Source organism: Limnohabitans sp. DCL3, assembly GCF_048019295.1.
In the GTDB taxonomy this organism is placed as follows: domain Bacteria; phylum Pseudomonadota; class Gammaproteobacteria; order Burkholderiales; family Burkholderiaceae_C; genus Limnohabitans_A.
Genome location: NZ_CP171842.1, coordinates 2,393,922 through 2,407,122 on the forward strand (window position 1 = coordinate 2,393,922; position 13,201 = coordinate 2,407,122).

14 protein-coding genes, 1 tRNA gene and 2 pseudogenes are annotated in these 13,201 nt (G+C 56.8%); 6 read left to right on the plus strand and 11 right to left on the minus strand.

Annotated features, from left to right (window positions below; translation table 11 throughout):
- Positions 1–162: 162 nt before the first annotated feature.
- From ACHEXK_RS10970 to ACHEXK_RS10995, 6 genes and pseudogenes are all read right to left on the minus strand, one after another.
- The gene (locus tag ACHEXK_RS10970) at positions 163–1,299 is read right to left on the minus strand and encodes a hypothetical protein (RefSeq protein WP_416546114.1); all 1,137 of its coding nucleotides are present in this window, start codon (positions 1,297–1,299) and stop codon (positions 163–165) included.
- 77 nt (positions 1,300–1,376) lie between these two features.
- Positions 1,377–1,964 (minus strand): hypothetical protein, encoded by a 588-nt coding sequence (locus tag ACHEXK_RS10975; RefSeq protein WP_416546116.1) that lies wholly within the window; start codon positions 1,962–1,964, stop codon positions 1,377–1,379.
- 20 nt (positions 1,965–1,984) lie between these two features.
- Entirely contained in the window at positions 1,985–2,674 is a 690-nt protein-coding gene (locus ACHEXK_RS10980) for a hypothetical protein (protein WP_416548985.1), read from the minus strand.
- Positions 2,675–2,814: 140 nt separating this feature from the next.
- Positions 2,815–2,988: pseudogene (locus ACHEXK_RS10985) on the minus strand (alpha/beta hydrolase); the annotation flags it as partial.
- A gap of 268 nt (positions 2,989–3,256) precedes the next feature.
- A pseudogene (locus tag ACHEXK_RS10990) lies at positions 3,257–3,343 on the minus strand (zinc-binding dehydrogenase); the annotation flags it as partial.
- 128 nt (positions 3,344–3,471) lie between these two features.
- On the minus strand, positions 3,472–4,437 hold the full coding sequence (locus ACHEXK_RS10995; RefSeq protein ID WP_416546118.1) for a Gfo/Idh/MocA family protein: 966 nt from the start codon (positions 4,435–4,437) through the stop codon (positions 3,472–3,474).
- Between the two features lie 82 nt (positions 4,438–4,519).
- Here ACHEXK_RS10995 and ACHEXK_RS11000 point away from each other — a divergent pair, with 82 nt between their 5' ends.
- Together ACHEXK_RS11000 and ACHEXK_RS11005 are read left to right on the plus strand one after the other, a co-directional pair.
- On the plus strand, positions 4,520–4,897 hold the full coding sequence (locus ACHEXK_RS11000) for a hypothetical protein (RefSeq protein WP_416546120.1): 378 nt from the start codon (positions 4,520–4,522) through the stop codon (positions 4,895–4,897).
- Positions 4,894–5,451, plus strand: a complete 558-nt coding sequence (locus ACHEXK_RS11005; RefSeq protein ID WP_416546122.1) for a hypothetical protein — start codon at positions 4,894–4,896, stop codon at positions 5,449–5,451. Before ACHEXK_RS11000 ends, ACHEXK_RS11005 begins: the two co-directional genes overlap by 4 nt.
- 30 nt (positions 5,452–5,481) lie before the next feature.
- Here ACHEXK_RS11005 and hemW read toward each other — a convergent pair whose 3' ends face one another.
- From hemW to rph, 3 genes are read right to left on the minus strand one after another with little or no spacing between them, the layout of a single operon-like run.
- Complete coding sequence (hemW, locus tag ACHEXK_RS11010; protein WP_416546124.1) at positions 5,482–6,693, minus strand: radical SAM family heme chaperone HemW; 1,212 nt, start codon at positions 6,691–6,693, stop codon at positions 5,482–5,484.
- The gene (gene rdgB, locus ACHEXK_RS11015) at positions 6,690–7,304 is read right to left on the minus strand and encodes an RdgB/HAM1 family non-canonical purine NTP pyrophosphatase (protein WP_416546126.1); all 615 of its coding nucleotides are present in this window, start codon (positions 7,302–7,304) and stop codon (positions 6,690–6,692) included. Before rdgB ends, hemW begins: the two co-directional genes overlap by 4 nt.
- 15 nt (positions 7,305–7,319) lie before the next feature.
- Complete coding sequence (gene rph / locus ACHEXK_RS11020) at positions 7,320–8,078, minus strand: ribonuclease PH (RefSeq protein WP_416546128.1); 759 nt, start codon at positions 8,076–8,078, stop codon at positions 7,320–7,322.
- Between the two features lie 174 nt (positions 8,079–8,252).
- On the opposite strand from rph, the gene ACHEXK_RS11025 reads away from it, so the two are divergent.
- The 4 genes from ACHEXK_RS11025 to ACHEXK_RS11040 all read left to right on the plus strand — a co-directional run bounded on the left by ACHEXK_RS11025 (position 8,253) and on the right by ACHEXK_RS11040 (position 12,444).
- Positions 8,253–9,170 carry a YicC/YloC family endoribonuclease gene (locus ACHEXK_RS11025; protein ID WP_416546130.1) on the plus strand — a complete coding sequence of 306 codons (918 nt, stop codon included), beginning with the start codon at positions 8,253–8,255 and terminating at the stop codon, positions 9,168–9,170.
- An 11-nt stretch (positions 9,171–9,181) separates the two neighbouring features.
- Positions 9,182–9,802 carry a guanylate kinase gene (gene gmk, locus ACHEXK_RS11030; RefSeq protein ID WP_416546132.1) on the plus strand — a complete coding sequence of 207 codons (621 nt, stop codon included), beginning with the start codon at positions 9,182–9,184 and terminating at the stop codon, positions 9,800–9,802.
- A 32-nt stretch (positions 9,803–9,834) separates the two neighbouring features.
- Positions 9,835–10,035 (plus strand): DNA-directed RNA polymerase subunit omega, encoded by a 201-nt coding sequence (gene rpoZ / locus ACHEXK_RS11035; RefSeq protein WP_416546134.1) that lies wholly within the window; start codon positions 9,835–9,837, stop codon positions 10,033–10,035.
- 138 nt (positions 10,036–10,173) lie between these two features.
- On the plus strand, positions 10,174–12,444 hold the full coding sequence (locus ACHEXK_RS11040) for a RelA/SpoT family protein (RefSeq protein WP_416546136.1): 2,271 nt from the start codon (positions 10,174–10,176) through the stop codon (positions 12,442–12,444).
- Positions 12,445–12,457: 13 nt separating this feature from the next.
- Here ACHEXK_RS11040 and greB read toward each other — a convergent pair whose 3' ends face one another.
- Together greB and ACHEXK_RS11050 are read right to left on the minus strand one after the other, a co-directional pair.
- Positions 12,458–13,012 (minus strand): transcription elongation factor GreB, encoded by a 555-nt coding sequence (gene greB / locus ACHEXK_RS11045; protein ID WP_416546138.1) that lies wholly within the window; start codon positions 13,010–13,012, stop codon positions 12,458–12,460.
- Between the two features lie 65 nt (positions 13,013–13,077).
- A tRNA-Arg gene (locus ACHEXK_RS11050) sits at positions 13,078–13,154 on the minus strand.
- Positions 13,155–13,201: the final 47 nt, after the last annotated feature.

The following is a 13,201-nucleotide window of genomic DNA, read 5'->3' on the forward strand; positions in this document are numbered from 1 at the left end:
GAAATGGGTGTTGGGCTTGAGCCACCACCGACGGCCGAGCCCAGTGGGGTGTGACCTTCCGGCACAAGCCGAGGTGAGCGGCTAACGGCAATTGGCCGGCGCAAGAAAGACCTGGGTCTCCATTGAAATCCACGGTTCTTTGCGAAATGCGAACAGACTGGCTCAGATCGAATCTGAGGAAGCCCCCGGGCAGGCGCTGCCCGACTTGACCTTGGTTTGGGTCAGTCCGCTCACCAAGGTCGATGTCACGAAGCTACACAACTCGTTGGGATTGATGCTGAAGCTGGTCACAACCTGAGACCAGCCTGCGTTCAGGTCATAGCTTGCTTTGTATTCCGTGATCACCGAACCCGGAATATCCACAGAGACGGTGATACCGGGCACCATGGTGGACACCCGACTTTTCACAAAGTTCATCACATTGGCATAGTCCTTGGGGTCGATGGAAATAGGCCAAGAAAAGCCAATACCACCACCACCATAACGAGACTCTAAGGACATGCCAAAGCCTAGGCCCATGCCCGTACTTTCCTTGGCACGACCAGGCTGCCAGAAGATAGAAACTGAGCCGCCGGCACCGATATCCAAGCCAGCCGATGCACCAATCGAGGAAACCACAGCACCGTTGATGACACCGCTGCTGTCAGGTTTGACATCCAGCACAATGGCGACACCCGTGTTGGCGCCAGCCGGACCGACACCCACATCACCGTTGATGCCAATGCCCCAAGAGGAATTGACCATGGAACTGAATGCATCAACGAAGCCCATTTCTGCGGCAATCAATTGCATATCGGCTTTGACCGACGAAGTCACTTGCTTGGAGGGCATGGCTTGGGTGATGCGCTTGAGCGCGGCCCGGGCTTGGTCAGACAGCTTGTCTGCCGTGGTAACGACCTTGTGGACGCCTTTCTCATTCGCGCTGAGAAAACTGTTGGCATTGGAACGCAATGCCTCCAGCAAGAAATCATCCATGAAGCCTGCGACCGTGTTGATCGAGGTCATGTAGCCATACTCAAGCCCGCTACGGGACTCATTGACAACCATGTTGGTGCCACTTTTGACCCTGTCAAATTCATCCTTGGAAAACGAGGCCAGTTGTTGGCCCACCTGGGTCGCAAACTTGATGCCCTTGTCACCCGCTTGTTTGATCGATTTGGTCGTTGCACGAAAAGCACACGAGATATCGCAGCCGGCTTCTGCTTTTTGGGGCAAGGCGGGCAGCACCAGCGCTGCGGCCAACACCGCAGGGGTGAACAGCCATGTCGATGGGCGATTGAAAATTGGAGTGATGTTCATGATGATCGATTCCTGGCAAAGCATGGGCCTTTCAGGCCGACACCGAAGAGACGAATGACAAACGCAGTCCCAGCCGCTTACCAAGGCTGGAAGATGAAGCAACCCTTGTAGCGACCCCTGGCCGGATCACCGAAAGTTTGATCGCCACAAAACACATTTCCCACAACCTCTTTTTCCACGAAGCTGCCGTCCACGCCGTACCACACCCGCCTTGGACCGGGCATGCCGGGAAACCCACGCTGGTTCGTGGGCTTGACGTTGAAGTAGGTACCGCCAATCGCTACAGCCTGGCGCCTGGACTCTTGAATAGAGATGAAGCAATATTTCGCCTGCTTTCTCGCAGGATCTCCCCCAAAGGTGTCCTGGTTACATGTGAACGTACCGCTCATTCCCACCCGCTTGTTCAACTGGGTGCCTACACCGAAAGCGACGTCTTTGGAAAAGGGGCCAATCACACACTGAGCCCCCTCAGCGCAAGCCAGGTAGTAGCCTGCAGGAGGTGTCTGAGCCTGTACGACATGGGCTTGCAAACCCAGCAAGGTCGCAATTCCCAAAAAAGACGCAGACCGAATCCAAAATCGCCATAAAGTCAATAAAAATCGTTGCACAGCAACTCCAGGAACGACGCAGGTCGTCAAGACGTTCGATGAAAGTGTGGAATTCATGGTGAGCAAGCTCCTGACGATCAGCGCGTGAAGATGCAATATTTGCCAACTTTTTGGTGCGGATCACCGAACACGTTGCGGTGGCAATACACAGAGGTCTGCTGGTTAGGGGCAGCCGTGATCTGCTTGGCGTAGAACTGCCCGCCGCCGCCAAACCAGACCGTGCCGTTGCCCGTGACGGTGCAGGTCTGCCCTTCGGCCGCGCACACCGTGCCAGTTCGCATCCGTGATCTGAAGTTGCTGTACCAGCAGCTCTTTTTCTGGCCTTTTGAAGGGTCGTTGTCCCAGAACTCATCGCGAGTGCACGCGACGCTGTCCTGAACGGCCAACAGATAAACAAAATTCCCATTTCCGCCAAAGGCCACATCCCGCACATCACCCAAGAACCAACATGGGCCGCCTTCATCGGCGCACTTGGTCCAACCTTTTGGATAGGTCAAAGTGGTGGGCGGAGGCGTCTCTTGAGCAACTGCCGGTGAGGTGGAGGCCGACAACACAGCAAAGACCGACAACACGCCAATCAACATTTTTTGAAGTTGCTTGGCGAGTCGAATCGCACAAGAGTTCATAAAGGCTCCTGGGACGGAAGATGGAGAAATACCCGACAGCCGACGAAAGCTGCACCGGAGGAAAACACGGCCAAATTGTTCGATGACAGAAAAAATGGCGAGATTATTATATGGATTATTTTTGATGTTTTTAACGTCCACCCAGCGGGGCGTTGTGTCGCCCTGGGGGCATCCGCATGCCATCTTGGGCAGTTATCTGGCCATATCAGCTTTCGGTTCTGCGGACGCTGACACGGCGTCGGCCGATGTGAAACAAAGACGCCCCTCACGGGGCGTTTTGCATGGTGCTTGGCTGCAATGCCATCCATGACCCGCGGGTCCCAGTTGTCCAGCACAGCCGCGAGATGAGCCAAGAACACGATGGGTGTCCCGTTATTGTGCTCACCCAACTCTCTGTACGCGAAGGTGATTCCGCCTGTCGTGATCTCCTGTGTACGGACATTTTTCCAATTCATTTTTAAGGCTTAGTTTGCCTCTGGCAGAGTTTGCGCGTGTCCTGTCGACACTGAATTTGAAGCGCTCACTGGATTTGAAATGAATACCGTTGGAACTGAAATTCCCAGCACAGTGCGCACAAAGTTCTGTGTGATTGCGCGAAGAGTGCCGCTAATCAGATGACTAGATTTTTCAATTTTCATATGGGACTGCAGAAGGAGTAATGGTGGTTTTTTATGACGCTCGGCAAAGTCTTGCCTTATCAATGCATGGTTCTTTGGTCACCCGTTAACGCACCTTGATCACAACCTTGCCCTTGGCACGTCCACTTTCAACGTAGGCCCAGGCCTCGTTGGTGGCATCAAACGGAAATATGTTGATTAGCCAGACAAACTGAGCCAGTGTTTGCATCGAATATTGAGCAGGATAGGCCAATGAAATGGCTCAAATTTGGATGCAAATTTCCATCAAAGTGGCTCAGTTTTCAAAGCCAATCAACACCTTCAGCGCTTGCCCTCCAGCATGGCCTCCACCAACTCCTGCACTGCCAGCGCTTCTTCGGCTGTGGCCAGTTTGTGAGGCTGCCCACGCAACCACAAATCCACTTCACTCAACTGTCGTTGCAAGGCACTGGTGCGTGGGTCTTCGGTGGTCCAGTCCAAAGCTTCCACCCAAGGGCCGCCGTCGGAACGCCAAAGTTGATAAAACTCTCGGAATTGATGATTCATGCGGCTGCCGCGCACGGTGACTTCTTGGCGATCAGGCTGCTGCCCCCCGGTGGTGGCCATCACCGTCACGGGTTTGCCGTCGGCCGTGGTCAATCGGGCCAGCATGTCCAGCTCGCACAAGGTACTGTCTTGCGGGTAACGCGGCAAGGCCTGCTGCAAGGTCAGTGGCCCCAAAAATCGACCCGCCAAAAACAGAAAGTGTGAGATCACCTCTCGGGTGTAGCCCCCTTCGTGCCGAAAGCGCAGCCAATCGGCATCTTTTTGCCAAGCTCGGGGCCAAGCGGGGTAGTTCACCACGATGTCAATGCCCAAGATCTCACCTGTTTCACCGGTGGTGATGGCCCGGTGCAGCTCCTCGAAGCCCCGCGAGGCGGCTTGGGTGAAATTGACCACACCGGGCAAACGGGCTCGGGCCAGGTGCGTCACCAGATCACGGCTTTGCGCGTTGTCGGTGCCCAGAGGTTTTTCCATGAACACACCTTGCCCGGCAGCTGCGGCCAGCAAGGCATAGGTTTTGCGGGGTCCGGGGGGGCAGGCCAAATAGACCACATCGGCGCCTGCCATGGCGGCTTCGGCATTGGCTGCGACCGGTGCGCCCGGCACGATGTCGCGCGTCTTTGCCAAAGACTCGGTGGACGGGTCCCAAACACCGCACACGTCAAAAGCCGGGTGTTGCAACGCATTCGCCAACAAGCGCCGGCCCATGATGCCAAGGCCAATGATGGCCAATCGATGTGTCATGTTCATCTCCAGTGGTCATCAGCTTAACCCCTTGCCCAACAACCCGAGATATCAATGTAAGAAACTCTATAAAATTGTAAATATGGAAAAAACCACCAACACAAACAGCCCATTTGCAGCCGCTTACCTGCGGTTTCTACAGTTGGCCCAAGTCATACAAGCCTTACCCGACGGTATGGAGATGGACGCCAATGAGAAGGCTTTGCTCCAAGCCGTGGTCCTGCGGTGGTACGAGAATCAGCCCATGACGGTGCGCGAAGCCATTGCATTGGCGGATCTGGGATCGCCCGCCACCCTGCACAAACGGGTCACCCGACTGCGCGAAAAAGAAATGCTCAACACTTTGAATTTGGAGGGTGATCGCCGCGCCAAATTTTTGATCCCCACCCAGCGCACCTTGGATTACTTCAACCATCTGGGCCGGTCCATGCAGGTGGCCAACCAAAATTTGTCTGCATGACCCGACTCTTGCAAAACGCCCTTCAAAAATCAACGCTGATCGCGATCAGCGCTGTTTTGTTCGTGGGTTTTTTCCAGTTCAATTCTTGGATTTTTGCCAGCCTGGAATACAGCCATGGGATCAGTTGGGTTTTTTTGCCAGCGGGCTTTCGGGTGATTTTGGTGCTTGTTTTGGGCACGTCAGGGGCATTCGGCCTGATGTTGGGGAGTTGGTACATCGACCGAGACATGTTTGGCGGCTCCTCTGAAATGTTGGCGATCATGAACGGTGTTGTCAGTGGTTTCACCCCGTGGTTGATTTTGAAATACATGACCAGTCAAAATGGGTTAAACCACCAGCTGCAAGCGCTGTCCACGCGCCAACTTTTGAACATGACGCTCATCTTCTCGGCCGCCAGTGCCATTTCACATCAACTGTTGTGGTCGGTGATGGAGCGCCCCAACGTGAACCCTTGGGTCGATGTCTGGCCCATGTTTTTTGGCAACGTCACAGGGGCATTGCTGATGTTGTACAGCTTCAAATTTCTGCTGGACAGGACACACATCAAGAACTGAAGAGCCTCAACGCTTGCACACACGGCCTGCTCAATCGCCCTCGGCCAAAAAAAGCGCCTGCAAGTCGCTCAAGAAATCAAAGCCTTTTTCAGTGGGCCAGACCCGGTGCAGGTCACGGCCGATCAAGCCTTTGCTCTCGGCTTGAAGCAAGCCATTTTGGATACTGGTCATGGCCAGACCCGTGCGGTCTGCGAAATCGGTCAGTGCAAAACCACCGCGCAACCGCAGCGCGTTGAGCATGAACTCAAACGGCAAATCCTGACGAGACACCTCGGTACTTTGCGTGACGGGCTCGCCCTGTCTGGCCTGCTGCATGTAGAGCGCCGGCTCGCGATAACGCACCTGCCGCAGCACCCGGTGCGCAAAACTGAGTTTGCTGTGTGCCCCAGCCCCAATGCCCAAATAGTCGCCAAACTGCCAGTAGTTCAGATTGTGAGCACACTGGTGCCCGGGCTTGGCATACGCGGACACTTCGTAGCGTTGCAGCCCTTGCGATGCGGTCAATTCGGTGATGCGGTCCATCATCTCGTAGGCCAAATCGTCTTCGGGCAAAGTCGGCGGGAATTTGGCAAAAACCGTGTTGGGCTCAATCGTCAGGTGGTAAATCGAGATGTGTGGGGGCGCAAAAGCCAAAGCGGTCTGGATGTCTTGCGTCAGACCCTCCAGCGTCTGAGCCGGCAAGGCGTACATCAAATCCAGGTTAAAAGTGTCAAACACCTGAGCCGCTTCGGTCACGGCCGCGAGTGCTTGTTCACGGTCGTGTACACGTCCCAAGGCCCTCAAGTGGTCGTTGTTGAAACTCTGCACGCCAATGGACAAACGGGTGATGCCGGCATGGCGAAAGGCCTTGAAGCGGTCTTTCTCGAAGGTGCCGGGATTGGCTTCCATGGTGATCTCGGCATCTGGCACCAAGCGAATACGGGCGCGGATGCCCGAAATCAAACGGTCAATCGCTTCGGGTGAAAACAGGCTGGGCGTGCCGCCGCCTAAAAACACCGTCTGGATACTGCGGCCCCAGATGAAAGGCAAACTCGCTTCGAGGTCCGCAAACAGCGCGTCAAGGTATGCGTTTTGTGTCGAGACCGGATCAGCGCCTTCGCGAAACTCGTGCGAGTTGAAGTCGCAATAGGGGCACTTCTTGATGCACCAAGGCAGATGCACATACAGCGACAGGGGCGGCAAGGCGCTCAGCTGCAACACGCCGGGGCGCATGGCGTGCACGGGGTCCATCGTCGGGTTCATGGCGCGGTGTGGTCCAACCAGCGCTCACGCATCAATGCCAACATGGCGTGTGCGGCGCGGCCCCGGTGGCTGTGGGCGTTTTTCACTTCAGGTGGCAGCTCGGCAAAGGTCTTGCCGAACTCGGGCAAAAACATGACCGGATCAAAACCAAAGCCATTGCTGCCCCGGCGCTCAGGGGTGATGTGCACCACCACGCGGCCCACCGCGATCAAAGGCTCGGGGTCTTCGGCGCTGCGCAAGGCCACCAAGGTACTGACCATGGCGGCGCGTCGGTTGGTCATGCCCTGCATTTGTTCCAGCAAAGCACTCACATTGGTGTCGTCGCCCTTGGGGTAGCCAAAACGGGTGGCGTAGAAAGCCGTGTCCACCCCTGGCTGCCCCCCGAAAGCGTCGACGCACAAACCCGCATCGTCGGCCAAGGCGGGCAAGCCGCTGAGCTGCGCCGCATGGCGGGCCTTGGCCAAAGCATTTTCCACAAAGGTCTTGAAAGGCTCCGCCGCCTCGGGAATGCTCAGCTCAGACTGGCGCACCAGCGTCATGTTCAGTGGCGCAAACAAAGTTTGCAACTCGGCCAATTTGCCCGCGTTGTTGGAGGCCAGAACGATTTTCATGAACAGGGGCGGTGCTTATGCGCTGAAAGTCAAGGTTTGGGGTGCGTCGTGCGCTTGCTTTTGCAGCTGCACCAACTGGGCAATGCCTTTTTCGGCGAGGGCCAGCATGCGGTCCATCTCCACACGGGTAAAAGCCACGCCTTCGGCCGTGCCCTGCACCTCCACAAAGTTGCCCGCTCCAGTCATGACCACGTTCATGTCGGTGTCGCAGGCCGAGTCTTCGGGGTAATCGAGGTCCAGCAAGGCGGTGCCACTCTTCAAGCCCACCGAGATGGCGGCCACGCGGTCGATGATGGGCGACTCGCTCAGCTTGCCCGTGGTCATGAGCCAATTGACGGCGTCTTGCGCCGCCACAAACGCGCCTGTGATGCTGGCCGTGCGTGTTCCCCCGTCGGCTTGCAACACGTCGCAATCGAGGTGGATGGTGCGTTCGCCCAGCTTTTTCAAATCAAACACCGCACGCAGCGAGCGCCCAATCAGGCGCTGGATCTCCTGCGTGCGACCACTTTGTTTGCCCCGGGCGGCTTCGCGATCGCCACGGGTGTGGGTGGCGCGGGGCAGCATGCCGTATTCGGCCGTGACCCATCCCTCGCCGCTGCCTTTTTTGTGGCCCGGCACCTTCTCTTCTACAGAGGCGGTGCACAGCACACGGGTCTGGCCAAACTCGATCAATACCGAGCCTTCGGCGTGCACGGTGTATCCGCGGGTGATGCGCACCGGGCGCAGGGCGTCGGCAGAGCGACCGGATCGAACGTAAGAGCTGGTGGTGTTCATGATGGCGCCAACATAGAGTGGAAACTGAGCCCAGACTGTGCGCCAGGCAATGGGCACGCGGGTCAGTCCCAAGAGTTTGAGATAATGCCTCGTTTCATGCTTCGCCGTTGGGCGTCAGCATTTGCAGTGCACAAAGGCCAGTCTGGTCAGGCACTGTCACAAGGAACTTGATCGATGCCAGTTTACAGTATGACCGGATACGCCAGCGTGCAGCAAAGCCCGTTGGCCTCAGACGGGGAAACCCCTGCCAGCGTGGCCCCAACAGCCCGACTGGGGTTCGAAATCCGCTCGGTCAACAGCCGCTTTTTGGACTTGAGTTTTCGCCTGCCCGAAGAGCTGCGCCACCTTGAGCCAGGACTGCGCGAGCTGATCACCCGACAAATCAAACGCGGCAAAGTCGAAGTGCGTGCCAGCCAAGACGCGGGAGACGGCACCACCCTCCAAGCCCCCCACCACCAAGCCCTGCAAAAAATCGCAGCGCTGCAAGACAAAATTCAAGATTGGTTGCCTGAAGCTCGGCCCTTGAGCGTGGCTGACGTGTTGCGCATGACCGCAGGCAGCGTTGGCAATACGGCGCCCGATGAAGCCGCTTGGATGCAACTGGCAGCACAAGCCATCGAGGCGCTGCGCGAAGCCCGCGCCCGCGAAGGCGCCCGCCTGACAGAGATGCTTCAAAGCCACATTGCGCAACTGCGCGGGCTGGCTGAGCAGGCCGTGCCCTTGGTGCCCCAACTGGTCGAGCAGCAGCGCCAGCGCTTTTTGGAGCGCTGGAAAGACGCGATGGCGTTGGCCGACGCCAGCCACCTGCCCGAAGCGGCACAAGACCGAGCGCTCACCGAAGCCACCGCCTTTGCCATTCGCATCGATGTGGCGGAGGAACTGACACGCCTGCGCTCTCACCTGGATGAGCTCAGCCGCCTGCTCACCCAAGGCGGCGACATCGGCAAACGCCTTGACTTTTTGATCCAAGAATTGCACCGAGAAGCCAACACATTGGGCTCCAAATCGGCCGTCTTGGAAATGACGCGCATCTCGGTTGACATGAAGGTGCTGATTGAGCAAATGCGCGAACAAGTTCAGAACATCGAATAAAGAGCCCCAGCATGGATTACCCAGGAAACCTGTTTGTCGTGGCCGCCCCCAGCGGGGCCGGAAAGTCCAGTTTGGTCAAAGCCTTGATGGAGCTGGACGCGCGCGTGCAGCCCACTGTGTCGCACACCACACGTGCCCCTCGGGGTCAGGAAAAGCATGGTCGGGAATACTTTTTTGTATCCTCGCAAGAATTTGACGCGATGGTGCTGGGCGATGCCTTTGTCGAATGGGCCCACGTGCACGGCCAACGCTATGGCACGTCCAAAAGGATGATCGAAGAGCGCATGGCCCAAGGTGCAGATGTCATCTTAGAGATCGACTACCAGGGCGCTTTGCAGATCCAAAAAATGTACGCCAATGCGGTCCTCATTTTCATCTTGCCACCCAGCTGGGAAGAGCTGCGCTCGCGCTTGGAGCGGCGCGGCGAAGATGCACCGGACATCATCGAGTTGCGTTTGCAAAATGCGGCCATCGAAATCGCCCAGGCGCCAGAATTTGACTTCGTTATAATCAATGAAGTATTTGATCGTGCACTGTTTGACCTGAAAGCGGTTGTTCACGCCCAACGGCTCAAGTACCACGTTCAGCGCCGAGCCCGGCCTGACACCTTTCAAGCACTCAAAATGGCTTGAACCCTGCACAGAAAATTCTCAAGGAAAACATCATGGCCCGCATCACTGTTGAAGATTGCCTGGAACAAATCCCCAACCGCTTTCAGTTGGTTTTGGCCGCCACGTACCGTGCCCGCATGCTGAGTCAAGGTCATACGCCACGCATTGAGAGCAAAAATAAACCCGGTGTGACAGCTTTGCGCGAAATCGCCGCTGGCAAGATCGGCATTGAGATGCTCAAACGCGTGTCTTGAACTTTTGCCCTGCCTTGGGGCTTGACCTGTTCACGCCGAGCCCCAACAAGCGCTCCCAAAGCCCCAGTCATGGGGCTTTTTTACGCCTATTTTGCGCGCGTCACCAACCCATGCAAATGCTTGCGTTACATTGATGCCATGAGCCACGCATCACCCTCATCATCCCAGGCAAGTCACAGCCGATCCAAGGGCATTGCCCCTGCAGCGGCCAATGCGGCAGCGGCCAGCTTCGCCCTGCTGGAAGCTCAATTGGGGTATTTGAGTGAAACCGACAGAAACATGGTGCGCAAGGCTTACAAATTTGCGGATGAAGCCCATTTGGGCCAAATGCGCAAAAGTGGTGAGCCCTACATCACCCACCCCATTGCGGTCGCCGTCTTGTGCACCGAGTGGAAGTTGGATGCCCAAGCCTTGGCCGCCGCTTTGTTGCACGATGCCATGGAAGACTGCGGTGTCACCAAAATCGAGTTGATCGAGCGTTTTGGATCACCAGTGGCCGAGCTGGTGGACGGCCTGACCAAGCTCGACAAGCTGGAGTTCAACACCCGCGAAGAGAACCAAGCCGAATCGTTTCGCAAAATGCTGCTGGCCATGGCCCGCGATGTACGGGTGATCCTCATCAAGCTGGCCGATCGCACCCACAACATGCGCACCATGTCCGACATGCCGCGCAGCAAATGGGCGCGCATCGCGTCTGAAACACTGGAAATTTACGCCCCCATCGCCCATCGCCTGGGCCTGAACCAAATTTACCGTGAGCTGCAAGATCTAGCCTTCAAGCATTTGCTGCCCTGGCGTTATGCGGTCTTGACCAAAGCAGTTTCTCGCGCCCGTAACCGACGCAGAGATCTGATACAGAAAGTGCAAGCCGACGTCGAAGCTGTTTTTTCGCAAGCCAACATGAGCGTGCGCATCAGTGGTCGCGAAAAAACCCTCTACTCCATCTACAAAAAGATGGACGACAAACACCTGAGCTTTGCCCAAGTCACTGACATTTACGGTTTTCGGGTCATCGTGCCCTCGGTGGTCGATTGCTACACCGCCTTGGGCTGGTTGCATCAGATTTACAAACCCGTGCCGGGCAAGTTCAAAGACCACATCGCGATTGCCAAAGTCAACGGTTACCAGTCACTGCACACCACGCTGGTGGGCCCGTCAGGCGTGAACGTGGAGTTCCAAATGCGCACCGAGTCGATGCATTTGGTGGCCGAGTCGGGTGTGGCCGCCCATTGGCTTTACAAAGAACACGAATCGGCGAGTGCCCAATCAGCGCGGTTGGGCACACAGTGGCTGCAATCGCTGCTCGATATCCAAACCGAGACGCGCGATGCAGCTGAGTTTTGGGACCATGTCAAAGTCGACTTGTTCCCCGATGCGGTCTATGTGTTCACCCCCAAAAGCCAAATCATGGCCCTGCCACGGGGCGCCACGGTGGTGGACTTTGCCTACGCCATCCACAGCCGCGTGGGTGACCACGCGATGGCTGCGCGCATCAATGGCGAACAAGTGCCGTTGCGCACAGAACTCAAGAATGGTGATGTGATCGAAGTGATCACTGCCCCGGTGTCGGCCCCCAACCCTGCTTGGCTCGGGTTTGTGCGCACCGGACGCGCCCGCTCCAAAATTCGGCACCACCTCAAAACCATGGCGCAAACCGAATCGGTCGAACTGGGCGAGAAACTTTTGAGCCAGTCCTTGCGGGCCGAAGGCATTGAAAAATTGCCTGCCGACAACGAGGCCAACCAAGCCTTGTGGGAAAAACTGTTCCGTTTTACGGGCAACCGCCACCTGGCCGATTTGCTCATGGACATTGGACTGGGCAAACGCATCGCCACCATTGTCGCGAAACGCTTGGCGGCATTGCTGTCTGAAAACGGGCACAAACCTGACGCTTTGCTGATGACACGCGAACGTTTTACAGCCCACGAATCCATCTCGCAAGGGGCGATCACTTTGGATGGCAGCGAAAACGCTTCGGTGATGTATTCGCGCTGCTGCCGCCCCTTGCCGGGCGATGATATTGTGGGCTACCTCGGCCGTGGCGAAGGTCTCGCGGTCCACACCCGAGATTGCGCCACAGCGCGAAAGTTGGAACACAAGGACCGCGAGCGCTTCATTGGCGTGGAGTGGTCAGACGAGATGACCCGCAATTTTGAAACCAGCATCAGCGTGACCGTGGTCAACGGCAAAGGCGTCTTGGCCCGAGTGGCCGGTGCGCTGGCCAGCGCAGAGACAGACATCGTGCACGTTGACATGGGTCATGAAACGCCCCAAGACACCGCCGAGTTGAAGTTTGTGGTGGCGGTTCGTGACACCTCCCACCTGGAGCAAGTGATGCGCCACCTCAAACGCACGCCCTCAGTGATCCAAGCGAGTCGTCAAACGCATAAAGGCCCGACCACACCTTGAGTGGCCACGGCCCTCACCTCGGGGCGGGGTAGCTGACTTGCAAAACCTCGATGTCCACCACGCCTGCCGGGGTGACCAGTTTGAGTCCATCACCTTCTCGTGACTTGAGCAATGTGCGGGCAATGGGCGACACCCATGTGACCTGTCCCTGCAAGCTGTCGGCTTCGTCAATGCCCAAAATAGTCACCGTCCGCTCTGTGCCAGAAGCCTCGGCATACGTGACCGTCGCGCCAAAAAAAACTTGGTCACGGCCATGGTGACAGGTGGGGTCCACCACTTCTGCCAACTCGAGTCGCTTGGTCAGAAAACGGATACGCCGATCGATTTCTCTCAAGCGTTTTTTGCCATAAAGGTAGTCGCCGTTTTCCGAGCGGTCACCGTTGCTCGCTGCCCAATGCACGATCTCGACCACTTTGGGCCGCTCGTCGTCGATCAAGGTAAACAGCTCGGCCCTCAGGCGTGCATAGCCTTCGGGCGTCATGTAGTTGCGGGCACCCGCGGGCAAAGCTGGCAAGCCCAGCGCTTCGTCATCGTCGCCGTCGGACTCTTTGGTGAAGGCTTTGCTCATGCGTGCTGCTGTATGTTTCAGAAATAGAAAAAGCCCACAACTTGCGTTGTGGGCTTTCTAATTTTTGGTGCGGCTGGCAGGAATCGAACCCACGACCCCTTGGTTCGTAGCCAAGTACTCTATCCAGCTGAGCTACAGCCGCATCATGCATCGAATTATAGCAAGCTTTTCAGGGCACTTTCGGGCTGC